Here is a 26,045-nt window from a genome sequence, read left to right as displayed (position 1 = left end):
GACCACGAAGTAGAGGCGATCCATGCCGTAGGATTCGCGGTACTCGCGTTCCTCGGGCTCCAGGGTGGACAGCACGGTATCCGCCAGCGGGCGGCGCTTGATGGCTTTGCGTTTCATGCGTCGGTGTATGGTGTCGGTGGCTGGGAAAGCCAACATACACGACCCCATACAGCCGTGGCTACCATACGCACGCCAACCGGCGAACACGAATGAACAGGAAAAAGGCGAGGAATCAAGGCTTGATGCGGGGTGGCGATGAGGAGCAAACTTGAGTGAACCGTAAAATGGAGCGGGCAACGAGATTCGAACTCGCGACCCTCAGCTTGGGAAGCTGATGCTCTACCAACTGAGCTATACCCGCTCGGCGCAGGGATGATAATGAATCATCGCCCAGGCTGACAAGTCTCGCCGGGCGATTACACGTTGATACGAGAAAATTTTCGGAAACCGGGAGAATTTTCGCCGAACCGTGGTCACAGGGACAAGCGCGATTTTCCAGCAGTCGCTGAAGATTGCGTCTTTGCTTACTGCAATTCGATCCCTTGACCGCCACATCGTCCCGATGTGGCGGTTTTTTTAGTTCAGCCGGCGGTCAGTGGCCGCGCATTTGCAGAATGGCGCTGACCACGTCGCGTCGCGTGACGATGCCCACCAGACGTTCCCCCTCGACGACCGGGTAGACCTTGGGCTTGGTGCCCAGCATTTCCTGGGCGAGGTCGGTGATGCTCTTGTTGGGCGTGACGGTGAGTACCTCGTGGCGCATCAGGTCGCGAACCGGTGCCGGCTCGTCGCAGTAATAGGCGCTGTCGAGCAGCTTGCCCATGACGTCCATTTCGGAGACGAAGCCGATCAGGTGGTCGCGTTCGTCGACGACCGGTGCCCCGGGCAGCCGGTGCAGGGCCAGGCCGGCGACCAGCGTGGCCACCGAGGTGTTGCCGGTGACCCGGTAGCAGTCGTGGGACATGATCTCGCGGATGGTGGTGGGAGCCTTGGTGGACATGGCGCATGCCTCCTGCCGAAGGGCGTCTCGGCCCCGTGGCTTCGCGGTCGGCCGGGCCTCGTGCCCGGTCGGTGGATCCTTGCCGGCGAGGGCTTTCTCGCCCGCTCAGTGGAAAGATAGCGTCTCGCGACGGCGGCTGCGGCGATGCGATTCAACGCCCGACCACGGCAACCGGCGTTCGCGCGTCGACGGCCCGGGCCATCCTGCGCCCCCTTGTCCAGGGCGCCCGTCGTCCCCACTATCATCATTGATGGCAAGGCCATGGCGATCAACGTGTCGCGAGGGCTTGGAGAGAGCGTCAAGAGACGCTTCCAGGCCGAACACCCGGGCAAGTCCCAGGAGGTCACCGATGAATGCACGAGATTATCTGGCCAAGCAGGGCATCAACCTCGATCGTGAGGAACAGCGCCCCAATACGCTGGAGGAACTGGCCTGGGAGCGCGCGCGTCAGGCCGGGAGCCAGCGCCCCCGTAGCGGTACGCCGCATGACTGGGAGGACTGGGAGCGCCACCATCAGGAACTGGCCGAGGGCGCCGATCACCTGACCCGCAAGATCGATCCGGCGGCTCATCGGGCCCAGGAAGATGACGCGTCGGGCGAGGAGCGCTGAGCCCGACGAACACTTACGACGCGCTCCGAGCGCACTGCTATCTTGAAATCATGGAACACGCCTCGATCCTCTCGGTGAGGGGCATTGACCCAGGAAAGGGAGCTTTTACATGGACGTCATTCGTATCATCTTCGCGATCATCCTGCCGCCGGTGGGGGTCTTTCTGCAGGTAGGGCTCGGTCTGCACTTCTGGTTGAACATCCTGCTGACCATCCTGGGGTATATCCCGGGGATCATCCATGCGGTGTGGATCATCGCCCGGCGCTGACCCGGATGGTGTCGCCCGTGTGACACACGCGGCGAGAGAAGCCCCCGCGGAGAGTCTGCCATGCAAAACGCCAGTCGGCGGCAGCCGACTGGCGTTGGTGTCTGCCAGGCACGAGGCGGCCGAGGATCAGTAGGGTGCCACGCTCATGTTGGAACCGTTGCCAATCAGCCGGACCCGCTGGCCGGGCTGCCAGTCACGATCCGCCTTCTGCACCACCACCACGGTATTGCCGGTATCGCGGCGAATCTCCAGTTCGTAGGCGTCGACCTGGTTGGCCTTGTCTCCGATCTTCTTGCCCGCCACGCTGCCGCCGATGGCGCCGGCCGCGGTGGCGATCTGCCGGCCCGAACCGCCGCCGATCTGATTACCCAGCAGCCCGCCGATCACCGCGCCGCCCAGACCGCCGAGCACGCCGCTGTCCTGGTCGTCCGCCTGGATGCGTACCGGACGCACCGAGACGATGGTGCCGTAGGCGACCGATTGCGCGGACTTGGCCTGACTGCCCCGATAGACGTCGCCGGAATAGAGGTCGCTGTTGGCGCAGCCGCCCAGGGTGAGAAGGCCCATGGCGACCACCGGCAGATAACGCGTCAGCTTCATACCCAGTCTCTCCATTCTGCATTGAAAACAGTGTTTGATAATTCAGTTTAACCCGCTCTTCGGCATTTGACCACGTCTGCGTCGATCGGTGCGAGCCTGCGTCGCACGGTGGGCCGCTGGACGACGAAAACAGCGGGAAGGCCAGGCCTTCCCGCTGTCGGGCGGTGGGTGGTGATGCGTTCAGGCGAACTGGTTCATGGTGTTGGCCTTGCCGCCGGCCTTCAGCGCACCCTCGCCGGAGAAGTACTCCTTGTGGTCGTCGCCGAGGTTGGAGCCGGCCATGTCCTGATGCTTGACGCAGGGCAGGCCCTGGCGGATCTCGCGGCGCTGGACGTTCTCGACGTAGGCCAGCATGCCCTGCTCGCCGAAGTAGCCCTGGGCCAGCTCGTCGGTGGACAGCGCGGCGGTATGGTAGGTGGGCAGGGTGATCAGGTGGTGGAAGACCCCCGCTTCCCGGGCGGCGTCGCGCTGGAAGTTCTGCGTCCACTCGTCGGCCAGGGCGGCCAGTTCGCTGTCGTCGTAATCGGCGCTCATCAACTGGCTGCGGTCGTAGCCCGAGACGTCCCTGCCTTCCTGTTCCCAGGCATCGAACACCTGTTGACGGAAGTTGAGCGTCCAGTTGAACGACGGCGAGTTGTTGTAGACCAGCTTGGCATCGGGCACTACCTGGCGGATGCGCTGGACCATGCCGGCGATCTGGGCGACGTGGGGCTTCTCGGTCTCGATCCACAGCAGGTCGGCGCCGTTTTGCAGCGCCGTGATGCAGTCCAGCACCACGCGGTCCTCGCCGGTCCCCGGGCGGAAGCGATAGAGGCCGTTGGCCAGGCGCAGCGGCTTGCGCAAATCGCCGTCGAGCTTGATCACCGTGTCGCCTTCCGAGATGTCCTCGGCGCCGGAGATCGGCACGGTATTGAGGAAACCGTTGTACTGCGATGCCAGGTCGCCGGGTTCCTTGCTGACCGGCAGCTTCTGGGTCAGGCCGGCCCCCAGCGAATCGGTCCGGGCGACGATCACGCCGTCCTCGACGCCCAGTTCGAGGAACGCATAGCGCACCGCGTTGAGCTTGGCGATGAAGTCCTCGTGGGGCACGGTGACCTTGCCGTCCTGGTGGCCGCACTGCTTGGCGTCCGATACCTGGTTCTCGATCTGGATGCAGCAGGCCCCGGCCTCGATCATGCGCTTGGCCAGCAGGTAGGTGGCTTCCTCGTTGCCGAAACCGGCATCGATGTCGGCGATGATCGGCACGATGTGCGTCTCGAAGTCGTCGATTCGCTCCTGAACCGCTCGGGCACCGACTTCATCGCCCTTGGCGCGGGCCGCGTCGAGCTCGCGGAACAGATGGCCCAGCTCACGGGCATCGGCCTGGCGCAGGAAGGTATAGAGTTCCTCGATCAGCGCCGGAACCGCGGTCTTCTCGTGCATCGACTGGTCGGGCAGCGGGCCGAACTGGCTACGCATCGCCGCCACCATCCAGCCGGAGAGGTACAGGTAGCGCTTGGCGGTGGTGCCGTGATGGCGCTTGACGGCGAGCATCTTCTGCTGGCCGATGAAACCGTGCCAGCAGCCCAGCGACTGGGTGTAGCGGGACGGGTCGGCATCGTATTCGGCCATGTCGCGGCGCATCACCGAGGCCGTGTAGCGGGCGATGTCGAGGCCGGTGCGGAAGCGGTTCTGGATCCGCATCCGGGTGGCGTACTCGGGGTTGATGTTGTCCCAGCGGCCGGCCTGGCCGTCGCGCAGCTCGTTGAGCGTGTTGAGCGTATCCTGATAGCGGGTCATGGCGAATCCTCGTCAGTGGCGGCGTAGTCGTCTCTCGCGTTAGGGGCCGGCGCCGTTTGTTGCAGGTGCGAATTTCACGTGCTGCCGGGAGCCCATTCACACTGTCGGCGTTGCCGACAATCTCGCGTTTCGGACGAGTGGCATTCGTTGGCCCTCGACTACAAGGCAGGGTTAAAACGAATGTTTTAATCTCGTCTTGCAATGCAATATGGCCCACAACCACGGGGCTCAACAATCATCACTTGGAGGCAGGGAGGGTTGTAGCATGACTACAAGACGCGCAAATTTGCCGCCGCCCTGTAGTCGTCTTTCGCCGTGACGGGAAACCGCCGCAAAATCAGTCGTTCAGCGACAGGCGCATGTTGCGGTGCGCAATTCCGGCGTCGAGGAAGAGTTCGCCATGGGCTTCGAAACCCAGTCGGCGGTAGAAATCCAGGGCGTGGGTCTGGGCGGCCAGCTCGATGCTGGCGTGGCCGAGATCGCGTGCCGCCTGAATCGCCTCGCGCATCAGGGCGAGACCGATGCCCAGACCGCGACCGTCGGGCAGTACCGCCACGCGCCCGACATGACCATCGGGCAGTAACCGTGCGGTGCCCACGGGCGTCGCTTCGTGCCAGGCGAGGAAGTGCACGCACTCCGGATCGCGCCCGTCCCATTCCTCGGCCTCGGGCACCGCCTGTTCGTCGATGAACACGCGGCGGCGGATCTCGGCGGCCAGCGGGCCCAGGCGTTGCCAGTCGCCACGCTCGATGTGCAGTCGCCGTTCGTTCATGTGTCGTCCTCGTCGTCGGGAGCCAGCGGCCAGCCGAGGCTGCCGCGCTGCAGCAGCTCGGCGAGCAGTGCCGGCGCGCCGGGCAGGGGGAGCGTGTCGGCGTCGAGCGGCTCGTCGCCGGCGATCCGGGCGGCAAGCGTGCTGTCGCAGTCGTGGGCATCGCCGTCGACGAACAGTGTCGCCCGGCTTTCGCCGTGATCGCGATGGGCGAAGCGCGACCCCGGGGTGCGTTCGAGCGTCTCGCCGGCCTGTAGTGCGGCGACAAGGGCATCGACGTCCGTCGTCTCTTCCGCCGGCACCGGGTGGTCGGGGTACTTGGGTTGGGTCATCGCCCGGCCGAACCACTGGGTGAGCTGGCTCGGATCATCGAGCGTCTCGAGGATCAGCCGGCGCATGCGTGCCAGCGCCGCGTCGTCGATCTCGCCGGGCTGCGTGGCGGGTTCCAGGTCGGGATCGGCGTAGCGCAGCGAGTCGGGCAACTGCTCGCCGAGATAGTCGGCGAACGAGGTGATCGACTCGTCGGCCGACAACGCGCGGAAGCCCACCGAGAAGGTCAGGCAGTCCTCGGACTCGCTGACGCCGTGATGGGCGACCCCCGGCGGCAGGTAGAGCATGTCGCCGGGCTCGAGGTGCCAGTCCTGGCCGGGCTGGACCGTGAAATGCTCGAGAATCTTCAGGTCGATACCCTGCACGATCGGCGCCTCGTCGGCGACCAGGCCGCCGAGCTGCCAGTGGCGCGTGCCCGAGGCCTGCAGCAGGAAGACATCGTACTGGTCGACGTGGGGGCCGACGCTGCCGCCGGGCGGGGCATAGCTGATCATGATGTCGTCGAGCCGCCAGCGCGGCAGGAAGTGGAAGTGCTCGAGCAGGGCGTCGACCTCGGGGACGTAGTGATCCACCGCCTGCACCAGCAACGTCCAGTCCCGTGCCGGCAGCCGGGAAAAGGTGGCCTCGTCGAAGGGGCCGTGGGAAACCTGCCAGGGGCCGTCGGGCCCGTGCTCCTCGACCAGGCGCGACTCGACGCCTTCCTCGCAGGCCAGTCCGGCGAGCTCCTCGGGGGAGAGGGGCGAGACGAAGTCGGGAAAGGCACCACGGATCAGCAGGGGCTTCTTCTGCCAGTACTCGCGCAGGAAATCGCGGACCGAGCGGCCGCCGAGCAGGGTGAGGGGGGAGTCGGGGGACATGGGTACCACCTCTTGACGAAATACTGAAGTCGTGGGAAGGGAGTTGGTGGTTTCGAGTCGCGGCTTTTCCGGCAACAGGCCTGTACGAGGGCGCTGTGAACCCTTCCTCGGGCGCTACTTTTTCCATCCTTGGAAAAAGACCCTCTCCAGGCCTGTCCCCGGCGCCGCTTACCCTACGAGCGCTCGGCGCTCGGCGCTCGGCGCTCGGCGCTTACAGCTGGCGCGCCTGCTCGGCGGCATTGCCGACATAGGTGGCCGGCGAGAGCGCCTTGAGCTCGGCCTTGACCGCATCCGGCAGCTCCAGCGTATCGATGAAGGCGGCGAAGCCGGCCTGGTCGATGCGCTTGCCGCGGGTCAGTTCCTTGAGCTTCTCGTAGGGCTTCTCGATGCCGTAGCGGCGCATCACCGTCTGGATCGGTTCGGCGAGCACCTCCCAGCTGTTGTCGAGGTCCTCGGCCAGGCGCTGCGGGTTGGCCTCGAGCTTGCCGACGCCCTTGAGGGTCGCGTGGTAGGCGATCAGGCCGTAGGCCAGGCCGATGCCCAGGTTGCGCAGCACCGTGGAGTCGGTCAGGTCGCGCTGCCAGCGCGAGATCGGCAGCTTCTGGGCCAGATGGGTGAGGATGGCGTTGGCCAGCCCCAGGTTGCCCTCGGAATTCTCGAAGTCGATCGGGTTGACCTTGTGCGGCATGGTCGACGAGCCGATCTCGCCGGCGACGGTCTTCTGCTTGAAGTAGCCCAGCGAGATGTAGCCCCAGACGTCGCGATCGAAGTCGATGAGGATGGTGTTGAAGCGGCTGAAGGCGTCGAACAGCTCGGCGATGTAGTCGTGGGGCTCGATCTGGGTGGTGTAGGGGTTGAAGCTCAGCCCCAGCCCTTCGACGAAGGTGCGCGCGTTCTCCGCCCAGTCGATCTCCGGGTAGGTCGCCAGGTGGGCGTTGTAGTTGCCCACCGCGCCATTGATCTTGCCGAGGATCTCGGCGGCCTCGATCTGGCGGAGCTGGCGCTTCAGGCGATAGGCGACGTTGGCCATCTCCTTGCCCAGCGTGGTGGGCGTGGCGGTCTGGCCGTGGGTGCGCGAGAGCATCGGCTGGTCGGCGTGCTCGTGGGCCAGGCGTTCGACGGCGTCGACCACCTCGCGCAGGGTGGGCAGCAGGGTATCCAGGCCGTCGCGCAGCATCACGCCGTAGGAGAGGTTGTTGATGTCCTCGCTGGTGCAGGCGAAGTGGATGAACTCGGTGACCGCATGCAGCTCGGGGACTTCGGCGACTTTCTCCTTGAGGAAGTATTCCACCGCCTTGACGTCGTGGTTGGTGGTGCGCTCGATCTCCTTGATGCGCTCGGCATCGGCGACCGAGAAGCCGCTGACCAGTTCGCCGAGGAATTTCGTCGCCCCGGCGGACAGCGGCGGGACCTCGACGATCTGCGGATGGGCGGCGAGGCGTTCCAGCCAGCGCACCTCGACGGTGACGCGGGCGCGGATCAGGCCGAACTCGCTGAAGTGTTCGCGCAAGGCCTCGGCCTTGGCGGCGTAGCGGCCGTCGACGGGAGAGAGCGCGGTCAGCGCGGAGAGCTCAAGCTGCATGGTAATCGTCCGGTGAGTCGGGGCGCCTGGCTCGGCCGGCGCCGTCGGTTGCGGGAAAGGGCGGTCAGAGTCGCTCGAGGGCCTTCTTCATGGCGCCGCGCTGGAACAGCAGCTTCCAGCGCCGGCCGCCCTGCTGGTGCCAGAGCAGGGCAAAGCGGATGCCCGAGAGCAGGGCGGAACGCACCCGCTCGGGCATCATCCGCTGCTGGAGCAGGCCGGGGTCGCCCTGGACCACGATACGCTGGCGAAACGTCGAGATGGTGTCCTGGTACAGCTCGCCGAGACTGGCCACGACGTTCTCGTGGGTCTCGCCGAAGTGCTCGGCCTGGCCCTGGACGCGGGCCAGACGCTCGCCGAGCGTGTCCATCATCTGCGGCTGCTGGCGCAGCTTCTGCATCAGCATCAGCAGCGTGAAGGCGTAGCGCAGCACATTGGGGTCGACCCGGCGACGGGCGACCACCGCGCCGAGGGTGTCGAGCCCCTGGCGCAGGTTGTTGGGGTGGCCGCCGTAGATGGCCTCGAAGCTCGCCGGATCGGTATCCAGCGTGGCGTGGAGCTGGGTTTCCCAGGCGCGCGGGTCGCACTGGCCCTGGCGGGCCAGCTGGTCGACCAGGGTCGCGGCCTGAAAGACGCCGGCCAGTGCCAGGGTCTGCCGGGAAACGGGATCGTCGGGCGCCGAATGGATGGGCGTGGCATTCATGCGGCGAGCGTCTCCCGTTGCCAGGTGGCGTTGATCACGCCGCCACCCAGGCAGACGTCGTCGGCGTAGAGCACCAGCGATTGCCCCGGGGTCACCGCGCGCTGCGGTTCGTCGAAGATCACCTCGACGCCGCCGTCGTCGCGGGTGCGCACCCGGCACGGTACGTCGGCCTGACGATAGCGCGTCTTGGCGGTGAGGCGTGCCTCGCCGGCTGGCGCCTGTCCGGCGATCCAGTCCATCGGCTCGGTGGTCAGCGCGTCGCTGTAGAGCAGGGGGTGATGCTTGCCCTGCACGACGACGAGCACGTTGCGGTCGAGATCCTTGGCGGCGACGTACCAGGGGGCGTCCGGGTAGTCGGCCAGCCCGCCGATGCCCAGCCCCTGGCGCTGGCCGAGGGTGTAGTACATCAGCCCCATGTGCTCGCCGATGTCGTCGCCCTCGGGTGTCTCGATGCGCCCCGGCTGGGCCGGCAGGTACTGCTGCAGGAAGTCGCGGAAGCGCCGCTCACCGATGAAGCAGATGCCGGTGGAGTCCTTCTTGCGCGCGGTGATCAGGTCGTGACGCTCGGCCAGCTCGCGCACGCGGGGTTTTTCCAGCTCGCCGACCGGGAACAGGGTGCGGGCGATGGCCGCTTCGGGCACGGCGTGCAGGAAGTAGCTCTGGTCCTTGTTGGCGTCGAGCCCCTTGAGCAGGCGCACCCGGCCGTCGCGCTCGCCGCGGCGCACATAGTGGCCGGTGGCGATGGCATCGGCGCCGAGCATCTCGGCGTATTCGAGGAACACCTTGAACTTGATCTCGCGGTTGCACAGTACGTCCGGGTTGGGGGTGCGCCCGGCGCGGTACTCGGCGAGGAAGTGTTCGAAGACGTTGTCCCAGTATTCGGCGGCGAAATTCGCGGTGTGCAGGGGAATGCCCAGCTTGTCGCACACCGCCTGGGCATCCGCCAGGTCTTCCTTGGCGGTGCAGTACTCGGTGCCGTCGTCCTCGTCCCAGTTCTTCATGAACAGGCCTTCGACCTGATAGCCCTGCTCGAGCAGCAGCAGGGCCGAGACGGAGGAGTCGACGCCACCGGACATGCCCACGATCACCTTGCGCTGGGCGGCGGGCGTCGCGGAACCGGACGACACCGGGGATTGAGACGACATGGTCACCCTCGGTTGGCAAGTCGATGAAAGATTGCGCGCGATTATACCCGAAAGCGGCTTGCGGCTTCGAGCGTCAGCGTTCGCGGATCACCGCCAGCGGGTAGATTCGCCCGCCGCGCAGATCGCGCAGGCGCTGCGCCACCAGCGGGCTGCGCAGCCGTCCGGCGCGCTCGAGATCGTCGATTTCCGAGTACGTCAGCCAGTGGGCGGCGAGGATGCCCGTGTCGAGCGGCGTGTCGAGCCAGGCCAGGGGCGTGGCGACGAAGGCGTGGCTGTGGAAGACCAGCCCGTCGGCCGCGGTGAACACATAGAGCCCCAGGTAGTCGGTGATCGCGACCTGCCAGGCGCTCTCCTCGGCGGTCTCGCGACGGGCGGCGTCGGCCAGCGTCTCGCCCGGTTCGAGGTGGCCGGCGGGCTGGTTGAACTCGCTGAGCGGCCCGCCGCGATCCTCTTCCACCAGCAGATAGCGGCCGCCGCGCTCGACCACCGTGGCCACGGTCACCCGGGGTGCCCAGCGGCTCATGACGAGCGTCTCCGGCGGCGCGGCTGACGTGGCCGGCCTGGGGCCACCGGGGCGTGCAGCGTCTCGCGGCGCCATTGACCCGGGGCGAGGCCGTCGAGCCGCCAGGCGCCGATCGCCACGCGGATCAGCCGCAGGGTGGGGTGGCCGACGTGCGCGGTCATGCGCCGAACCTGGCGGTTGCGCCCCTCGCGCAGGGTGATTTCCAGCCAGCGGGTCGGAATGTCGCGACGCTCGCGGATCGGCGGGTGACGGGGGCCGACGTCGGGCGGGGCGATGCGCCGCACCTGGGCCGGGCGGGTCGGCCCGTCGTTGAGCACGACGCCCTGGCGAAGGGCCTCGAGAGCGGCATCGTCCGGCTCGCCGTCGACCTGTATCCAGTAGGTCTTGGGCTGCTTGTGGCGCGGATCGCTGATGCGCCGGATCAGGGCGCCGTCGTCGGTGAGCAGCAGCAGCCCCTCGGAGTCGTAGTCGAGTCGCCCGGCGGCGTAGACGCCGGGGACGTCGATGACCTCGGCGAGCGTGGCCCGGCCCTGGTCGTCGGTGAACTGGGAGAGCATCTGGAACGGCTTGTGCAGTAGATAGAGGTCACTCATGAGGTTGCGGCTCGCGGCGTGGCGAATTGTCGACATTGTTCATGCGGATAGGGGCCTGCACTGTTATACTGCGGCGCGACCGCAGGGGTACCATCGCCGACACGCGAACCAGGGCATCCCGGGCCCCTGTCTGCAACGATGGGCCGAGCGCCTGCGTGGACACAGTTCATGGCAATCGGACGCGCCGGGTCGCCGCTTTCCCCAGGCGGCAGCGACGTCGATTCGCCCGGACCCCGATTTCTTGCAATCGCAGCGACACAGAGAGGTTAACGCAACGATGTCCAAAGCGCCGAAAATCATCTATACGCTCACCGATGAGGCCCCTGCACTCGCGACCCACTCCCTGCTGCCGATCATCGATGCCTTCACCGATCCCGCCGGCATCGAGGTCGAAACCCGCGATATCTCTCTGGCCGGTCGCATCATCTCGCAGTTTCCCGACTACCTGAGCGAAGACCAGCGTATCGCCGACGACCTGGCCGAGCTCGGTGAGCTGACCCAGAAGCCCGAAGCCAACATCATCAAGCTGCCCAACATCAGCGCCTCCGTGCCCCAGCTCAAGGCCGCCATCAAGGAGCTTCAGGCTCAGGGCTACAAGCTGCCCAACTATCCCGAAGATCCCAAGAACGACGACGAGAAGGCGATCCAGGCGCGCTACGACAAGGCCAAGGGCAGTGCGGTCAACCCGGTGCTGCGCGAGGGCAATTCCGACCGCCGTGCCCCGCAGTCGGTCAAGCGCTTCGCCCGCAAGCATCCGCATCGCATGGGCGAGTGGTCCAGCGACTCCCAGTCGCACGTCGCCCACATGACCGAGGGCGACTTCTACGACACCGAGAAGTCGGCGGTGATCGGCCAGGCCGGCAGCCTCAAGATCGAGCTGCTGCAGAAGGACGGCACCCACACGGTGCTCAAGGACAAGGTCGCGGTGCTCGACGGCGAAGTGGTCGACGGCGCCGCGATGAGCAGCCGGCGTCTGAGCCGTTTCATCGACAGCGAAATCAAGGATGCCAAGAAGCGCAACGTGCTGTTCTCGCTGCACCTCAAGGCGACCATGATGAAGGTCTCCGACCCGATCATGTTCGGCATGGTGGTGTCCGAGTTCTACCGCGAGGTGCTCGACAAGCACGCCGATCTGCTCGACAAGGCCGGTTTCGACCCCAACAACGGCATCGGCGATCTGTACACTGCCATCGAGAAGCTGCCGAGCGAGCAGCAGGACGCGATCAAGGCCGACATCGAGGCGCTCTACAAGGAGCGGCCGCCGCTGGCGATGGTCAATTCGCACAAGGGCATCACCAACCTGCACGTGCCCTCCGATGTGATCATCGATGCCTCGATGCCGGCGATGATCCGCGATTCCGGCAAGATGTGGGGCGCCGATGACGCCCTGCACGATGCCAAGGCGGTGATTCCGGACCGCTGCTATGCCGGCATCTACCAGACCGTGATCGAGGACTGCAAGAAGCACGGCGCCTTCGATCCGACCACCATGGGCAGCGTGCCCAACGTCGGTCTGATGGCGCAGAAGGCCGAGGAGTACGGCTCCCACGACAAGACCTTCCAGATCCCCGCCGACGGCACCGTGCGCGTGACCGACGAGAACGGCCAGGTGCTCTTCGAGCACGAGGTCGAGCGCGACGACATCTGGCGCATGTGCCAGACCAAGGACGCGCCGATCCAGGACTGGGTCAAGCTCGCCGTCACCCGCGCCCGCGACAGCGACACCCCGGCGGTGTTCTGGCTCGACGCCAAGCGGGCCCACGACGCGCAGCTGATCGAGAAGGTCGAGCACTACCTGAAGGATCACGACACCGACGGCCTGGACATCCGCATCATGTCGCCGGAAGACGCCATGCGCTTCTCGCTGGAGCGGATTCGCGCCGGCGAGGACACCATCTCCGTCACCGGCAACGTGCTGCGCGACTACCTGACCGACCTGTTCCCGATCATGGAGCTGGGCACCAGCGCCAAGATGCTCTCCATCGTGCCGCTGATGAATGGTGGCGGGCTGTTCGAGACCGGCGCCGGCGGCAGTGCGCCCAAGCACGTCCAGCAGTTCTTGGAAGAGAACCACCTGCGCTGGGACTCGCTGGGCGAGTTCCTGGCGCTGGCCGCCTCGCTCGAGCACCTGGGCAAGACCTTCGACAACGCCCGCGCCCGTGTGCTGGCCGAGGCGCTGGACAAGGCCAACGGTCAGTTCCTCGACAGCAACAAGTCGCCCTCGCGCAAGGTCGGCGAGATCGACAACCGCGGCAGCCATTTCTACCTGGCGCTCTACTGGGCCCAGGCGGTGGCGTCCCAGGATGACGATGCCGAGCTGAAGTCGCTGTTCGCCGAGCTGGCCAAGACGCTCGAGGAGAAGGAGTCGCAGATCATGGACGAACTCAACGGCGTCCAGGGCAAGCCGGTCGACATCCATGGCTACTACCATCCGGATCACGACCGGGCCAGTCAGGCGATGCGCCCCAGCGCGACCCTGAATCAGGCGCTGGACGTCGTGGCCAAGGGCTGAACCACCCCCGGCCCGCCGGGCCCGTGACCGCATCCCCCGCTCGCTTCGCGAGCGGGGGATTTTCGTTAGCCCCCTTGCAAGCATGCCCCGCGGGCCGCATCTTGAAGGGAACCCCGGGAGTTTCTCGACGTCTCAAGCAATGCGTCATGCGGCACTCCCGGCTTGTAGAGATGGATTCTGGCTCTTATGTTCAATAGAGACGAGAGAATGTCGATGACCGCCGTGGTATTGCATCCCGGAACGTCCCCGTCACTGGCGCAGCCGATCCGCGCCGGGATGACGCGGCCGCCCGGGACCGAAGAGGAGGGTGAGGAAGACCTCGCGGTCAAGCCGACGGATCCGGAATTGGAGGAGCCGCCGCGCTACAAGGTGGTTCTTCACAATGACGACTACACCCCGATGGAGTTCGTCGTCGAGGTATTGCAGACCTTCTTCTACATGGATCACGAGAAGGCCGTGCAGATCATGATGGCGGTCCATACCCAAGGCAAGGCGACCTGCGGCATCTTTACCCGCGACATCGCGGAAACCAAGAGTCATCAAGTCAACGAGTATGCACGCGAGTGCCAGCATCCATTGCTGTGTGACATCGACAGGGCCGACTGACGCCAGGCAACGTCACAGTCTGGGGGTTGCCAAACCGCCCAAAGTGCCCGATTGTGAAAGTGCCGACATGCCCTAGGCGGCGAGAAGGGGACTGCCATGCTGAGCAAAGAACTTGAACTCACCCTGAATACGGCCTTCACGGTGGCGCGCTCCAAGCGTCATGAATTCATGACCGTCGAGCATCTGCTGCTGGCCCTTCTGGACAACGCGTCCGCAGCCGACGTGCTGCGCGCCTGTGGAGCCAACCTCGACAAGTTGCGCTCCGACCTGCAGGATTTCATCAATTCCACGACGCCGCTGATCCCCGAGGAACAGGAGGATCGCGAGACCCAGCCGACCCTGGGCTTCCAGCGCGTGCTTCAGCGTGCGGTGTTCCACGTGCAATCGTCCGGCAAGTCCGAAGTCACCGGTGCCAACGTGCTGGTGGCGATCTTCTCGGAGCAGGAGAGCCAGGCGGTCTACTTCCTCAAGCAGCAGAACGTGGCGCGCGTGGATGCGGTCAACTACATCGCCCACGGCATCTCCAAGGTGGCCGGTCACGGCCAGAACCCGTCGCCGTCCCAGGACGCCGAGGAGGGTGAAGAGGGTATGAGCGAAGGCAATGCCCATCCGTTGACCGGTTACGCGACCAACCTCAACGAGCAGGCGCGGCTCGGCAAGATCGATCCGCTGATCGGCCGCGACCACGAACTCGAGCGCACCGTGCAGATCCTGGCGCGGCGTCGCAAGAACAACCCGCTGCTGGTGGGCGAGGCCGGGGTCGGCAAGACGGCGATCGCCGAAGGCCTGGCCAAGCGCATCGTCGAGGAGGACGTCCCCGACGTGATCAGCGATGCGGTGGTCTATGCGCTGGACATGGGCGCGCTGCTCGCCGGCACCAAGTATCGTGGCGACTTCGAGAAGCGGCTCAAGTCGCTGCTGGCGGAGCTCAAGAAGCAGCCCAATTCGATCCTGTTCATCGACGAGATCCACACCGTGATCGGCGCCGGTGCCGCCTCGGGTGGCGTCATGGACGCCTCGAACCTGCTCAAGCCGCTGCTCTCCTCGGGCGAGCTGCGCTGCATCGGCTCGACCACCTTCCAGGAGTTCCGCGGCATCTTCGAGAAGGATCGCGCCCTGGCGCGGCGTTTCCAGAAGGTCGACGTCCTCGAGCCGTCGGTGGAGGACACCATCCGCATCCTCAAGGGGCTGCGCGGCCGCTTCGAGGAGCATCATCAGCTCAAGTACACCGACAGCGCACTCGACAGTGCGGTGCGCCTGGCGGATCGCTACATCAACGACCGTCATCTGCCCGACAAGGCGATCGACGTGATCGACGAGGCGGGCGCGCACCAGCGGCTGCTGCCGCCGGAAGTGCGGGTGTCGACCATCGACACCGAACAGGTGGAGGCCGTGGTCGCGTCGATCGCGCGGATCCCGCCGAAGAGCGTCTCGACCTCGGATCGCAAGCTGCTTTCCAATCTCGATCGCGACCTCAAGATGCTGGTGTTCGGTCAGGACGAGGCGATCGACAGCCTGGCCTCGGCGATCAAGCTCTCGCGGGCCGGTCTCAAGTCACCCGACAAGCCGGTGGGCAGCTTCCTGTTCGCGGGTCCGACCGGGGTCGGCAAGACCGAGGTCGCCCGCCAGCTGTCGCAGCTGATGGGCATCGAGCTGGTGCGCTTCGACATGTCCGAGTACATGGAGCGCCACACCGTGTCGCGGCTGATCGGTGCCCCGCCGGGCTACGTGGGCTACGATCAGGGCGGCCTGCTCACCGAGGCGATCACCAAGCAGCCGCATTGCGTGCTGCTGCTCGACGAGATCGAAAAGGCGCACCCCGAGGTCTTCAACCTGCTGCTGCAGGTCATGGACCATGGCCGGCTGACCGACAACAACGGCCGGGAGGCGGACTTCCGTCACGTCATCCTGATCATGACCTCGAACGCCGGGGCCGAGCAGATCGCGCGCCGCTCCATCGGCTTCCAGACCCAGGACCACTCCACGGATGGCTCGGAGGTGATTCGCAAGACCTTCACGCCCGAGTTCCGCAACCGCCTGGATGGCATCATCCAGTTCCACGGTCTGGCGCCGCAGGTGGTACGCAACGTGGTCGACAAGTTCCTGGTCGAACTCCAGGCCCAGCTCGACGAGAAGCGCGTCCAGCTGGACGTCGACGAATCGGCGCGCGCCTGGCTGGCCGAGAAGGGCTACGATCCCGAGATGGGCGCGCGCCCGATGGCGCGGGTCATTCAGGAGAAGCTCAAGAAGCCCCTGGCTGAAATGATCCTGTTCGGGGAGCTTGCCGAGAATGGTGGCGTGGTTCACGTCTCGGTGGAAGCCGACGAGCTGCACCTGGCCACCGAAGCCGAAGTGGCCTGAACGCCTTCGCCGGGAGCGGCTGAAGCGCCGTCTCCCGGTATCGGCATCACTACCGCGCCTCGTCGATGACGGGGCGTTTTTCATGGAAGCGAGACGGCGGTGCGCGCAGGCGTCTGGCGGAGCAGGGGCCTTGGAAACGCAGGGCGGTGGCCGGAACCCGGAACCGGGTCAGACAAGGGAGACCCTGAACGCCGATGGCGCAGGGCAGCGCTCAACGCGAGCGGTAGACGATACGACCCTTGGACAGATCGTAGGGGGTCAGTTCGACCTTGACCTTGTCACCGGTCAGGATGCGGATGTAGTTCTTGCGCATCTTGCCCGAGATGTGAGCCGTCACGACGTGACCGTTTTCCAGCTCGACGCGGAACATGGTGTTGGGCAGCGTGTCGACGACGACGCCTTCCATTTCGATATGATCTTCTCGTGCCATATAGGCGAATCCTCGATGGTTGCGACAGTCACAGCGGGACGCGTTGCCGAAGGGCAGCGTCGTCGCTGATCAAGATAGCCCGATATTCTGCCGCATGCCGCGCGTCAAGGCAAAAATTCCCGCTCTCTACAGCGGGATGGCTCGGCGCCAGTGACGTCCGTCAAGGAATTCGAGGGGCTGGAAGGCCTGCTTGTAGTTCATCTTCGTCGATTCGCGGATCCAGTAACCCAGGTAGACATGAGCCAGCCCTCGCTGGCGGGCCATTTCCACCTGACGCAGCACCGCATAGGTGCCCAGCGAGCGCCGCGTGAACTCGGGGGCCGGGTCGAAGAAGGTGTAGATCGCCGACAGGCCGTGGCCCAGCATGTCGATGGCGGCCACCGCCAGCAACCGGCCAGCCAGGCGGAATTCCAGCAGTCGGGCGTAGGGGTGGTCCAGGGTCAGAAAGGTCCGGTACTGCTCGTGGCTGGGCGGATACATGTCGCCGTCGGCGTGGCGGGCGCGGATATAGCGCGCGTAGAGGGCATAGTGCTCCGGGTCGAAGGTGGCCGGGCGCTCGTGCAGGTCCAGGTCGGCGTTGCGGCGCCAGAGCTTGCGCTGGGTGCGACTGGCGGTGAAGTCGTCCACCGGGATGCGCACCGAAATGCAGGCGCTGCAGCCTTCGCAGTGGGGGCGATACAGGTGGCGCCCGCTGCGGCGGAAACCCAGCAGGGCGAGGGCATCGTAGACGCCCTGTCCGGGTGACTCCTGGGGGTCGAGAAACAGCGTCGTGGCCTCTCGTCCCGTCAGGTAGCTGCAGGCATGGGGCACCGTCAGGAAGAAGCGCAGGTCCCGTGCCGGCTGCTGCGGCGCGCTACTACTCACGTTCTGGGCCTCCCGGATGGCAACGGAATGACGGGGCCAGCGGCCATGGGTCTGCCGGCAGAGCGGCATACTGGTCAAGATAGTCGATGAACGTGCGGCGGGCGATGTCGCGGGCGCCCAGGCTGGCCAGGTGCGCGGTGTGCATCTGGCAGTCGATCAGCCCGCCGCCCTGGTCGGCAAGATGCCGGGCGAGGTGGACCAGGGCGACTTTCGAGGCATCGCTCTCGCGGCTGAACATCGACTCGCCGAAGAAGGCGCGACCCAGGGCGACGCCGTAGAGTCCGCCCACCAGGTGCTCGCCCCGCCAGACCTCCACCGAGTGGGCGTGGCCCAGGTCGTGCAGACGCCGGTAGGCGGCCTGCATGGGCGGGGTGATCCAGGTGCCCTCGGCGCGCGTCTCGGCACAGGCGGCGATCACGGCCGCGAAGCACTGGTCGCGGGTGACCCGGAAGCCGCCGTTGCGCAGGCGCTTGGCGAGGCTGCGGCGGATACGGATTTCATCGGGAAACAGCACCATCCGTGGGTCGGGGCTCCACCACAGGATCGGCTGGTCGTCGGAGAACCAGGGAAAGATGCCGCGACGATAGGCGGCCAGCAGCCAATCCGGCGTCAAGGCGCCGCCCGCCGCCAGCAGCCCGTCGGGGTCGTGGAGGGCGCTCTCGGTGGGCGGGAAGCGAACCGGGCGGGCCGGTAACCAGGGCAGCATGGAGCGTTGTCTCGCAGATCGGCCGTCGATGCCCGCCAAGTTTGCCGTCGCTAACCCGTCAACTCAATGCCCCGCCGGGCTGCCGGGCGATTCCCGCGTCCCGGCCCCTGTGCCCGATGGCCCAGGCTCGGTATGATGGCGGGCATATCGAGACGAGGGTCTCGCGGCGCGGGCTCGGCCCCGTGGCGAGACCGGCGGAGTCAGCAAGGGGGTAGGCCTTTTGAGTGTCGAGAAGAGGACCCGAGGGCGTCGGCAGGCCGCGTCCCAGGCCCGGGAGCGGGCGCGTCGTTTCGGGCTGCGCCTGCAGGGGGCATCCCGGGAAGGGGTGATCATCGTGTTGCTGGCGGCGTGCGTGTTCCTGCTGTTGTCGCTGTTCAGCTATTCGCCCGCCGATCCGGGCTGGTCGCAGAGCGGGCCGGAGCAGGCGGTGAGCAACTGGATGGGGCCGATCGGCGCCTGGCTTTCCGACGTGCTGTACTCGCTGTTCGGGGCCAGCGCGTTGTGGTGGCCGGGGATGCTGGGCTTCGCCGCCTGGCGGCTGATGCGTCGGCGCGAGGTGCGCCTGGAGTGGGACGCCACGGCCCTGGCGGTTCGTGCGGGCGGTCTGGTGCTGTTGCTGCTGGCCACCACTAGCCTGGGGGCGCTGCACTTTTTCAACCCCGACAGCGAACTGCCCTACCAGGCCGGGGGGATCCTCGGCGAGGGGCTCGGTGAAGCCTTGACGCCGCTGGTCGGCCTGCGAGGGGCGACCTTGATCGCCCTGGCGGCATTCCTGGCCGGCTTTCCGCTGTTCTCCGGGCTCTCCTGGCTGACGGTGATGGACGAACTGGGCCTGCGCGTCCAGGCCGGGCTGCAGTGGATCGCCCGCCAGTTCGGGGGCGCGCGTGACTCGCTGAACCGCCGTGGCGAGCCGGACGACACGCCGGAGACCGCCGAGAACCGCGCCGCGACCGACGACGCCGTAGCGGACGAGAGCCCGGCGGACGGCGAGACCGGTGCCGCCCGCCCCTGGTGGAAGCGCTGGCTGGGCCGCGGTCGCGAGGAAGCCTGGCAGGGCGAGCCGGCGCTGGCCGGCGGTCAGCGCATGGAGCCGCAACTGGGCCCCGATCTCGGCGGGTATCCGGGCGAGGCGGACGCCGACGACGCGCCGTCCTGGCAGGCCCGTGAGAGCGGCACCGACATCCCCTGGGACGTCCCCGAGCAGACGCCCTCGGCCAAGCGGCCCGAGGCGGCGTATACCGCGCAGGAGGCGCGTGCCCGGGAGGCCTTCACGCGGCCTTCTTCCCCGCAGACCGCCACGCCACCCGAGGCGCCTGCGCCGACGGCCGAACGGTCGCATGCCGACGCGCCGGCCCCGTCACGCCCGGCCGGCCCCGATGCGACCCCGCACGAGCGGGTCCGCCGCGAACCCGAGCTCGACCGCACCGGCGAGCGCGAGCCAGCGCGCACCACGCCCGGCATGGCACCGCCCGAGCCGATTCTGCCCGACGATGACGAGCCGGAGATCCCGGCGCCCATCTCGCGGCCGATCATGACCGATGCCCGCCAGCCGCCTCATGCCGCCCCGGCGGAAAGGCCCTCGGCGCCGGCCGCGAGTGCCCCGGCGGAGGCGCCGCCTGCGGTGGACCGCGAAGACGCTACGGTGCCCCCACGGGACGAACCGTCCGTGACGGCTGCCACTGATTCCGGCGATGAACGTACCGACCCGGCGACCAGCGAGCCGCCCGCTGCCGGGCCGCCCGAGTCGCCGTGGGACGCTCCTCCGCCGGCGCCATCCAGCGAGCCGGCCCCGTCGCTGCTATCGGCGACGGCCTCCGGCGACGAGGAGGCGACCCCGGCGCCGCCCTGGACCCCCGAGCGTGCTGCCGAAACGCCTTCCACGCGGTCGACCGGCACGCAGGTCACGCCCCGGAACGAGCCCCGCATGGCGAGTGCCGAGCAGGCTCGCGAGGCGGCCCGCGAACCGGAGGGGCCGGCGTTGTGGACGGTCGAGCATCTGCAGAATCAGCGACCGGTACTCGACGACCTGCCCGAGCCGGATGGCGAGTTCCCGTCGCTGCGCCTGCTCACGCCGCCCGACCCGCAGCAGCCCAACTACACGCCGGAGCAACTGGCCGACATGGCCGAGCTGCTCGAGACGCGACTGCGCGAGTACGGCGTCAAGGCGGAGGTGGTCGAGACCTGGCCGGGGCCGGTGATCACGCGCTTCGAGATCAAGCCGGCGGCGGGGGTGAAGGTCTCCAAGATCAGCAACCTAGCCAAGGACCTGGCGCGCTCGCTGATGGTCAAGAGCGTGCGCGTGGTCGAGGTGATTCCCGGGCGGCCCACGGTGGGCATCGAGATCCCCAACCCCAACCGGGCGATGATCCGCCTGCGCGAGGTGATCGACTCCGACGCCTATCAGCAGGCCGCCTCGCCGCTGACGCTGGCCCTGGGCCACGACATCGGCGGCGCGCCGGTGGTCGCCAACCTCGGCAAGATGCCGCACCTGCTGGTGGCCGGTACCACTGGCTCGGGCAAGTCCGTGGGGGTCAACGGCATGTTGATCTCGATGCTGCTCAAGGCGAGCCCGGAAGACGTGCGGATGATCATGGTCGACCCCAAGATGCTCGAGCTGTCGGTCTACGACGGCATTCCGCATCTGCTGGCGCCGGTGGTCACCGACATGAAGGAAGCCGCCAACGGCCTGCGCTGGTGCGTCGCCGAGATGGAGCGACGCTACAAGCTGATGGCGGCGATGGGCGTGCGCAACATCGCCGGCTTCAATGCCAAGCTCGACGAGGCCGAGCGGGCCGGCGCCCAGGTCGCCGATCCGCTGTGGGAGCCGCAGCCGTGGCAGATGCACGAACAGCCACCGGTCCTCGAGAAGCTGCCCTACATCGTGGTGGTGATCGACGAGTTCGCCGACATGTTCATGATCGTCGGCAAGAAGGTCGAGGAACTGATCGCGCGGCTGGCGCAGAAGGCCCGTGCCGCCGGTATCCATCTGATCCTCGCCACCCAGCGGCCCTCGGTGGACGTGGTGACCGGTCTGATCAAGGCCAACATCCCCACGCGCATGGCCTTCCAGGTCTCGTCCAAGGTCGATTCGCGCACCATCCTCGACCAGGGCGGCGCTGAGGCGCTGCTGGGTCACGGCGACATGCTCTACCTGCCCGCCGGGGCGGGCATGCCGACCCGCGTTCACGGCGCCTTCGTCGACGACGATGAGGTGCACCGCGTGGTCGAGGACTGGAAGCGGCGCGGCGAGCCGGAATACATCGACGAGATCCTCACCGGGGGTGTTTCCGCCGATGCCCTGACCGGTCTCGAGGCCGAGGGCGGCGGAGGCGACGGCGACGATGCCGAACAGGACGCACTCTACGACGAGGCGGTGATGTTCGTCACCGAGTCGCGCCGGGCCTCGATTTCCGCCGTGCAGCGCCGCTTCAAGATCGGCTACAACCGCGCCGCGCGGCTGGTCGAGGCGATGGAAGCGGCCGGCGTGGTATCGTCGATGGGCACCAATGGCAGCCGCGAGGTGCTGGCGCCGCCGCCCGTCGGCGATTGAGCCGTCGCGGGGCGGGCCGGTACGCCTGTGCAAGCAATGAGGAAGCCGCGACGCCGTTGCAACCCGACGGCGTGCAGGCTGTCCATGGAAGGGACGGCGGCCAGCGCCGTCCGATGAGAGTCGACGACCAAGGAGACGGCATGAAACTGTTCAAGAGTCTGGCGGTGCTCGGTGCGCTGTTGCTGATGATGCCGCTGGCGGCGAGTGCCGACGAGGCGGCGGCGCAGCGTCTGACCCACCTGCTCGATCCGCTCAAGACCTACGCGGCCGATTTCGATCAGCAGATCCTCGACGGCAGCGGCAATCGCCTGCAGGAAGCCAAGGGCCGCATGTGGCTGTCGCGCCCCGGCAAGTTCCGCTGGGAGGTCGACGCCCCCTATCGCCAGGAGGTGGTCTCGGACGGCGATCAGGTCTATCTGTACGACCCCGACCTCGATCAGGTCACGGTGCAGCCCCTCGACAAGCGGGTCACGCACACGCCGGCCCTGCTGCTGTCCGGCAGCAGCGCGGCCTTGACCGACAGCTACAAGGTCTCGCGCACGCAGCAGGGGGCGGCGGAAACCTTCACGCTGATTCCCAAGACGCCCGATACCCTGTTCGAGTCGCTGAAGCTGACCTTCCGCGGCGAGCAACTGGCCGGGTTGCGGATGACCGACAGCACCGGGCAGCAGACGGCGATCCGCTTCGACGAGGTCGAGACCAACCCGAGGCTGGAAGCGTCGCGCTTCACGTTCGAGATTCCCGACGGTGCCGACGTGATTCGCGAAGCCGGCTGAACGGGCTTCTCGCGGTACTGTCAGGACCCCGGTCGCGGTGTGCGCGACCGGGGTCTTTTTCGTGCGCGGCTCAGGTGCTTTCGGTGCCGCGATCGGCCTGGGCGTCGAGCTCGGCGCGCCAGGCCTGCATCTGCTTGAAGCGTTTCTCCTGACCGTACTCGCTGGGGGCGAAGAAGGTCGTTGCCGGCAACTCGTCGGGCCAGCAGTCGTGAGCGTGGCCGGCGGGATAGGCGTTGGGTTCGTTGTGCGCGTAGCGGTAGCCCTCGCCGTGACCCAGTGAGGCCATCAACTTGGTCGGCGCGTTGCGCAGGTAGGTAGGCACCTCGAAATCGGGGTGCTCGGCGACGAAGCCCTTGGCGCCTTTCCAGGCGCGGTCGATGGCGTTGCTCTTGGGGGCCACGGCGAGATGGATGGCGGCGTGGGCGATGGCCCGCTGGCCCTCGTAATCGCCGAGCCGCAGATAGGCGTCCCAGGCGGCCATGACCAGGGGCAGGGCGCGGGGTTCGGCGTTGCCGACGTCTTCCGAGGCGATCGCCGCCAGGCGGCGGACGACGTCCAGCGGGTCGCCGCCACCCTGCATGAACTGGGCCATGTAGAGCAGCGCCGCGTCGGGCCGCGAGGAGCGAATCGACTTGTGGATGGCCGAGAGCAGGTCGTAGTAGTGATCGCCCTGCTTGTCGAAGGCGCTGGCCTGATGGCCGAGTACCTCCTCGAGGGCGTCGCGCGTCAGCCGCTCGCGATCGCCGTCCGTCCGGGTGAAGTCGCAGGCGGTCTCGAGCAGGCCCAGCGCGCGTCGGGCATCGCCGCTGCTGGCCCGGGCGAGGGTCGTCAGCACCTCGGCGTCGGCCTGGATGCGGCGCTGGCCCAGACCGCGTTGCGGGTCGTCGAGCGCGCGTTGCAGCACCTCGATCAGATCCGCTTCGTCGAGCTTCCTGAGCACGTAGACCCGCGCCCGGGAGAGCAGCGCCGAGTTGACCTCGAAGGAGGGATTCTCGGTGGTCGCGCCGATCAGCGTCAGCAGTCCCGATTCGACATGGGGCAGCAGGGCGTCCTGCTGGCTCTTGTTGAGCCGGTGGATCTCGTCGAGGAACAGCACCGTGCGTTGCTGCCGGGCCTGGGCGGCGCGGGCCCGCTCGACGGCGGCGCGGATCTCCTTGACCCCGGCCATCACCGCCGACAAATGCTCGAGATTGGCTTGGGAGGCCGCGGCGAGGATGTCGGCGAGCGTGGTCTTGCCGACGCCGGGCGGGCCCCACAGGATCATCGAGCGCAACTGGCCGCTCTCGGCCATGCGGCGCAGCGGCTTGTCGGGCCCGACCAGCGCCTGCTGGCCGATGTAGTCGTCGAGGCGTCGCGGGCGCATGCGAAAGGCGAGCGGCGCGCTGTCGGCGTCTGCCGATTGGCTGAAAAGGTCCATAATGAATCGTCGGTTCGTCGTGCGAAGTGGGTGCCTGGGGTGTCATTCAACGGGCACAACGGCGTCTTTGCCACTAGTTTTATACAGTCGACGGGCCGAAGGACAGTGCCCTGCGCCGTTCGTCGTCCGCTGACAATCGCGCGTCGCGAGGTATCGCCTTAACCGGGCCGTGTCCGAAACACTGGCGAGCGCCGGCATTTTTCAGGCACGGTAACGGATGAGTCCAGTGCTCCCCCCTGTCGGTCAATGCTCTAGCAGAGGAGGCTCCCCCCATGCCCATGCTCAACCAATTGCGCCAGGACCATGCCAACATGGCGCGTCTGTTGCACGTGCTGTCGCTCAAGCACAAGACGCTGGACGAGGGCGAGCGGCCGAACTTCCAGCTGGTTCGTGAGGTCGTCGACTACATCCTCGACTACATGAAAGGCTTCACCGTGCCTCTCGAGCAGATCTGCGGCGAGCGTCTCATCGCCCGCGTTTCCGGTGTCGAGGATCTGATCGCCCGTCTCACCGCCGATTACGAGGCGCTGCATCAGCGGCTGATGCGGCTGTCCGAGAGTCTGGACATGATCCTGATGGATGCCGTGGTGCCCATGGATCGCTTCGCCGATGACCTCAAGGCCTACCTGGATGCCCACCGTGCCTACCTGCGTGCCGAACGCGAGGAACTCTTTCCGCTGATTCGCGATCACTTCGACGACGCTGACCTCGACCAGTTGGCCAGGGCGTTGCCGGAGGGCGCCGAGCAGGAACTGGCACGCCTGCAGGAGGCGTATTCCGAACTGTACGCCGAATTCCGCGAGGCGCCGTCGCCGTTGACCTGAAAGGTGTGGTTATACTGTAAAAGTAACCAGTATTCGTGGCGTGCGCAAGGCGTTGGGCCAAGCCCGGCGGGCTGCGGTAGACTAGGCGGCCTACGAGCGGGGTGAGGGACGACGATGGACCGCCTTCAGGCGATGCAGACCTTTCGTGCGGTGGTCGAGGCCGGGAGCTTTGCCGGCGGTGCGCGCAAGCTGGGCCTGTCCAACGCCATGGTCAGCAAGCAGGTGGCGCGGCTCGAACGCCAGTTGGGGGTGCGCCTGCTGACGCGCACCACGCGGCGGTTGCAGCTCACCGCCGAAGGCGAGCGTTACCTGCACGGGGCGTCCCGGCTGCTCGACGAGTTGTATGAGCTCGAGGCGGGGCTCGGCGAGCAGCGCGGTGAGCTGCGTGGCCGCTTGCGGCTCTCGGCGCCGCTGGATTTCGGGGTGGGCGAGCTGATCCCCGCGCTGCAGGCGTTCGAGCATCGCCATCCGGAGATCCAGCTCGACGTCATGCTCGAGGATCGTTGTGTCGATCTGGTGGCCGAGGATTTCGACCTGGCCATCCGGATCGGCGAACTCGACGACTCGAGCCTGATCGCGCGGCGGCTGCTGAGCATGCCGGTGGGGGTCTATGCGGCGCCCGCCTATCTGGCCGAGTACGGCGAGCCGACGCATCCGGACCAGTTGAGCGGCCATCGCTGCCTGCATTACAGCCTGCAGCGCGAGGGCCCGAACTGGGTCTTCGAGGTCGACGGGCGCCTCAGGCGCTACCCCGTCCGCCCGGTGCTGACCTGCAACAACGGACGCGCGCTGGTCGAGGCCGCGGCCCGTGGCATGGGGCTGGTCTACAAGCCAGCCTTCCTGGGCGAGCCGGACGTGGCGCAGGGGCGCCTGACCCGGGTCCTCGAGGGCTTCGCCGTGCCGGCGTTGGGTGTCGTTCTGCTTTGCGCCGATTGCGGCCTGGTGCCGGCACGGCTGTCGGCGCTGATCGCGTCCCTGGTCACGCACTTTCACCGCGAGGCGCCATGGCCGGCCCGATCCTGATCTTCGACTCCGGTGTCGGCGGGCTGTCGGTGGCCGCGGCGATTCGCGAGCGGCTCCCGGCGGCGACGCTGGCCTATGTCTGCGACAATGCCATGCTGCCCTACGGCACCAAGCCCGATGCTTGGCTGGTCGAGCGGATCACCGCCGTGTGTCGCGAGGCGGTTCGGGTCAGTGGCGCCGCCGTGCTGGTGGTGGCCTGCAATACCGCCAGCACCCTGGC

The 26,045-nt window shown here is 67.0% G+C and carries 24 protein-coding genes and 1 tRNA gene; 10 read left to right on the top strand and 15 right to left on the bottom strand.

Annotation, left to right across the window (positions count from 1 at the left end; translation table 11 throughout):
• Window positions 1–285: 285 nt before the first annotated feature.
• Window positions 286–361, bottom strand: a tRNA-Gly gene (locus tag D0901_RS00475).
• Between the two features lie 231 nt (window positions 362–592).
• Complete coding sequence (locus D0901_RS00470; RefSeq protein WP_129138325.1) at window positions 593–1,000, bottom strand: CBS domain-containing protein; 408 nt, start codon at window positions 998–1,000, stop codon at window positions 593–595.
• Between the two features lie 349 nt (window positions 1,001–1,349).
• Here D0901_RS00470 and D0901_RS00465 point away from each other — a divergent pair, with 349 nt between their 5' ends.
• The gene (locus D0901_RS00465; RefSeq protein ID WP_129138324.1) at window positions 1,350–1,610 is read left to right on the top strand and encodes a hypothetical protein; all 261 of its coding nucleotides are present in this window, start codon (window positions 1,350–1,352) and stop codon (window positions 1,608–1,610) included.
• Window positions 1,611–1,719: 109 nt separating this feature from the next.
• Window positions 1,720–1,878: a YqaE/Pmp3 family membrane protein gene (locus tag D0901_RS00460; protein WP_129138323.1), complete on the top strand. Its 159-nt coding sequence runs from the start codon at window positions 1,720–1,722 to the stop codon at window positions 1,876–1,878.
• A 126-nt stretch (window positions 1,879–2,004) separates the two neighbouring features.
• On the opposite strand, the gene D0901_RS00455 is transcribed toward D0901_RS00460, so the two are convergent.
• The 9 genes from D0901_RS00455 to D0901_RS00415 all read right to left on the bottom strand — a co-directional run bounded on the left by D0901_RS00455 (window position 2,005) and on the right by D0901_RS00415 (window position 10,756).
• Complete coding sequence (locus D0901_RS00455; RefSeq protein WP_129138328.1) at window positions 2,005–2,472, bottom strand: outer membrane lipoprotein; 468 nt, start codon at window positions 2,470–2,472, stop codon at window positions 2,005–2,007.
• Window positions 2,473–2,658: 186 nt separating this feature from the next.
• A complete protein-coding gene (locus tag D0901_RS00450) occupies window positions 2,659–4,257 on the bottom strand; it encodes an isocitrate lyase (protein ID WP_129138322.1) in 1,599 nt (532 codons plus the stop codon).
• A 337-nt stretch (window positions 4,258–4,594) separates the two neighbouring features.
• Window positions 4,595–5,029, bottom strand: coding sequence for a GNAT family N-acetyltransferase (locus D0901_RS00445; protein WP_129138321.1), 435 nt, complete (start codon window positions 5,027–5,029; stop codon window positions 4,595–4,597).
• Window positions 5,026–6,213 (bottom strand): cupin domain-containing protein, encoded by a 1,188-nt coding sequence (locus D0901_RS00440; RefSeq protein WP_129138320.1) that lies wholly within the window; start codon window positions 6,211–6,213, stop codon window positions 5,026–5,028. Before D0901_RS00440 ends, D0901_RS00445 begins: the two co-directional genes overlap by 4 nt.
• 211 nt (window positions 6,214–6,424) lie before the next feature.
• On the bottom strand, window positions 6,425–7,795 hold the full coding sequence (gene purB / locus D0901_RS00435; protein WP_129138319.1) for an adenylosuccinate lyase: 1,371 nt from the start codon (window positions 7,793–7,795) through the stop codon (window positions 6,425–6,427).
• Between the two features lie 64 nt (window positions 7,796–7,859).
• Window positions 7,860–8,495 carry a high frequency lysogenization protein HflD gene (hflD, locus tag D0901_RS00430; protein ID WP_129138318.1) on the bottom strand — a complete coding sequence of 212 codons (636 nt, stop codon included), beginning with the start codon at window positions 8,493–8,495 and terminating at the stop codon, window positions 7,860–7,862.
• On the bottom strand, window positions 8,492–9,640 hold the full coding sequence (gene mnmA, locus D0901_RS00425; protein WP_129138317.1) for a tRNA 2-thiouridine(34) synthase MnmA: 1,149 nt from the start codon (window positions 9,638–9,640) through the stop codon (window positions 8,492–8,494). Before mnmA ends, hflD begins: the two co-directional genes overlap by 4 nt.
• A 73-nt stretch (window positions 9,641–9,713) precedes the next feature.
• A complete protein-coding gene (locus D0901_RS00420) occupies window positions 9,714–10,163 on the bottom strand; it encodes an NUDIX domain-containing protein (RefSeq protein WP_129138316.1) in 450 nt (149 codons plus the stop codon).
• The gene (locus D0901_RS00415) at window positions 10,160–10,756 is read right to left on the bottom strand and encodes a pseudouridine synthase (RefSeq protein ID WP_129138315.1); all 597 of its coding nucleotides are present in this window, start codon (window positions 10,754–10,756) and stop codon (window positions 10,160–10,162) included. The genes D0901_RS00420 and D0901_RS00415 overlap by 4 nt, the downstream gene beginning before the upstream one ends.
• A gap of 277 nt (window positions 10,757–11,033) precedes the next feature.
• Between D0901_RS00415 and D0901_RS00410 the strand changes: the two genes are divergently transcribed.
• The 3 genes from D0901_RS00410 to clpA all read left to right on the top strand — a co-directional run bounded on the left by D0901_RS00410 (window position 11,034) and on the right by clpA (window position 16,235).
• Complete coding sequence (locus D0901_RS00410) at window positions 11,034–13,268, top strand: NADP-dependent isocitrate dehydrogenase (protein WP_129138314.1); 2,235 nt, start codon at window positions 11,034–11,036, stop codon at window positions 13,266–13,268.
• A gap of 213 nt (window positions 13,269–13,481) precedes the next feature.
• A complete protein-coding gene (gene clpS, locus D0901_RS00405; protein ID WP_129138313.1) occupies window positions 13,482–13,874 on the top strand; it encodes an ATP-dependent Clp protease adapter ClpS in 393 nt (130 codons plus the stop codon).
• Between the two features lie 96 nt (window positions 13,875–13,970).
• Window positions 13,971–16,235, top strand: a complete 2,265-nt coding sequence (clpA, locus tag D0901_RS00400) for an ATP-dependent Clp protease ATP-binding subunit ClpA (RefSeq protein WP_129138312.1) — start codon at window positions 13,971–13,973, stop codon at window positions 16,233–16,235.
• 211 nt (window positions 16,236–16,446) lie between these two features.
• Here clpA and infA read toward each other — a convergent pair whose 3' ends face one another.
• From infA to aat, 3 genes are all read right to left on the bottom strand, one after another.
• Window positions 16,447–16,665: a translation initiation factor IF-1 gene (infA, locus tag D0901_RS00395; protein ID WP_013332816.1), complete on the bottom strand. Its 219-nt coding sequence runs from the start codon at window positions 16,663–16,665 to the stop codon at window positions 16,447–16,449.
• 126 nt (window positions 16,666–16,791) lie between these two features.
• Window positions 16,792–17,529 carry an arginyltransferase gene (locus D0901_RS00390; RefSeq protein WP_129138311.1) on the bottom strand — a complete coding sequence of 246 codons (738 nt, stop codon included), beginning with the start codon at window positions 17,527–17,529 and terminating at the stop codon, window positions 16,792–16,794.
• Entirely contained in the window at window positions 17,522–18,235 is a 714-nt protein-coding gene (aat, locus tag D0901_RS00385) for a leucyl/phenylalanyl-tRNA--protein transferase (protein WP_129138310.1), read from the bottom strand. Before aat ends, D0901_RS00390 begins: the two co-directional genes overlap by 8 nt.
• 220 nt (window positions 18,236–18,455) lie before the next feature.
• On the opposite strand from aat, the gene D0901_RS00380 reads away from it, so the two are divergent.
• Together D0901_RS00380 and lolA are read left to right on the top strand one after the other, a co-directional pair.
• Window positions 18,456–21,785, top strand: coding sequence for a DNA translocase FtsK (locus D0901_RS00380; protein WP_325051818.1), 3,330 nt, complete (start codon window positions 18,456–18,458; stop codon window positions 21,783–21,785).
• A gap of 140 nt (window positions 21,786–21,925) precedes the next feature.
• Window positions 21,926–22,561 (top strand): outer membrane lipoprotein periplasmic chaperone LolA, encoded by a 636-nt coding sequence (lolA, locus tag D0901_RS00375; RefSeq protein WP_129138309.1) that lies wholly within the window; start codon window positions 21,926–21,928, stop codon window positions 22,559–22,561.
• A 70-nt stretch (window positions 22,562–22,631) separates the two neighbouring features.
• Here lolA and D0901_RS00370 read toward each other — a convergent pair whose 3' ends face one another.
• A complete protein-coding gene (locus D0901_RS00370) occupies window positions 22,632–23,978 on the bottom strand; it encodes a replication-associated recombination protein A (protein ID WP_129138308.1) in 1,347 nt (448 codons plus the stop codon).
• 278 nt (window positions 23,979–24,256) lie between these two features.
• On the opposite strand from D0901_RS00370, the gene D0901_RS00365 reads away from it, so the two are divergent.
• The 3 genes from D0901_RS00365 to D0901_RS00355 all read left to right on the top strand — a co-directional run.
• A complete protein-coding gene (locus D0901_RS00365) occupies window positions 24,257–24,802 on the top strand; it encodes a hemerythrin domain-containing protein (RefSeq protein WP_129138326.1) in 546 nt (181 codons plus the stop codon).
• 114 nt (window positions 24,803–24,916) lie between these two features.
• Window positions 24,917–25,825, top strand: coding sequence for a LysR family transcriptional regulator (locus D0901_RS00360; RefSeq protein ID WP_129138307.1), 909 nt, complete (start codon window positions 24,917–24,919; stop codon window positions 25,823–25,825).
• On the top strand, window positions 25,807–26,045 hold a 239-nt coding region (locus D0901_RS00355; RefSeq protein WP_425256161.1), incomplete at its 3' end, for a glutamate racemase. The genes D0901_RS00360 and D0901_RS00355, both read left to right, overlap by 19 nt.

Origin of the sequence: Modicisalibacter coralii (assembly GCF_004117855.1) — a bacterium.
Classification (GTDB): domain Bacteria; phylum Pseudomonadota; class Gammaproteobacteria; order Pseudomonadales; family Halomonadaceae; genus Modicisalibacter; species Modicisalibacter coralii.
This window is presented reverse-complemented; position numbering and strand designations above follow the sequence as displayed.

Coding starts and splice junctions, on each gene's coding strand:
- D0901_RS00445 (WP_129138321.1), bottom strand. CDS start 5,029: ATGAACGAACGGCGACTGCACATCGAGCGTGGCGACTGGCAACGCCTG.
- hflD (WP_129138318.1), bottom strand. CDS start 8,495: ATGAATGCCACGCCCATCCATTCGGCGCCCGACGATCCCGTTTCCCGG.
- D0901_RS00450 (WP_129138322.1), bottom strand. CDS start 4,257: ATGACCCGCTATCAGGATACGCTCAACACGCTCAACGAGCTGCGCGAC.
- lolA (WP_129138309.1), top strand. CDS start 21,926: ATGAAACTGTTCAAGAGTCTGGCGGTGCTCGGTGCGCTGTTGCTGATG.
- D0901_RS00465 (WP_129138324.1), top strand. CDS start 1,350: ATGAATGCACGAGATTATCTGGCCAAGCAGGGCATCAACCTCGATCGT.
- purB (WP_129138319.1), bottom strand. CDS start 7,795: ATGCAGCTTGAGCTCTCCGCGCTGACCGCGCTCTCTCCCGTCGACGGC.
- D0901_RS00365 (WP_129138326.1), top strand. CDS start 24,257: ATGCTCAACCAATTGCGCCAGGACCATGCCAACATGGCGCGTCTGTTG.
- D0901_RS00370 (WP_129138308.1), bottom strand. CDS start 23,978: ATGGACCTTTTCAGCCAATCGGCAGACGCCGACAGCGCGCCGCTCGCC.
- clpS (WP_129138313.1), top strand. CDS start 13,482: ATGACCGCCGTGGTATTGCATCCCGGAACGTCCCCGTCACTGGCGCAG.
- aat (WP_129138310.1), bottom strand. CDS start 18,235: ATGCTGCCCTGGTTACCGGCCCGCCCGGTTCGCTTCCCGCCCACCGAG.
- D0901_RS00440 (WP_129138320.1), bottom strand. CDS start 6,213: ATGTCCCCCGACTCCCCCCTCACCCTGCTCGGCGGCCGCTCGGTCCGC.
- D0901_RS00415 (WP_129138315.1), bottom strand. CDS start 10,756: ATGAGTGACCTCTATCTACTGCACAAGCCGTTCCAGATGCTCTCCCAG.
- clpA (WP_129138312.1), top strand. CDS start 13,971: ATGCTGAGCAAAGAACTTGAACTCACCCTGAATACGGCCTTCACGGTG.
- D0901_RS00410 (WP_129138314.1), top strand. CDS start 11,034: ATGTCCAAAGCGCCGAAAATCATCTATACGCTCACCGATGAGGCCCCT.
- D0901_RS00420 (WP_129138316.1), bottom strand. CDS start 10,163: ATGAGCCGCTGGGCACCCCGGGTGACCGTGGCCACGGTGGTCGAGCGC.
- mnmA (WP_129138317.1), bottom strand. CDS start 9,640: ATGTCGTCTCAATCCCCGGTGTCGTCCGGTTCCGCGACGCCCGCCGCC.
- infA (WP_013332816.1), bottom strand. CDS start 16,665: ATGGCACGAGAAGATCATATCGAAATGGAAGGCGTCGTCGTCGACACG.
- D0901_RS00470 (WP_129138325.1), bottom strand. CDS start 1,000: ATGTCCACCAAGGCTCCCACCACCATCCGCGAGATCATGTCCCACGAC.
- D0901_RS00460 (WP_129138323.1), top strand. CDS start 1,720: ATGGACGTCATTCGTATCATCTTCGCGATCATCCTGCCGCCGGTGGGG.
- D0901_RS00360 (WP_129138307.1), top strand. CDS start 24,917: ATGGACCGCCTTCAGGCGATGCAGACCTTTCGTGCGGTGGTCGAGGCC.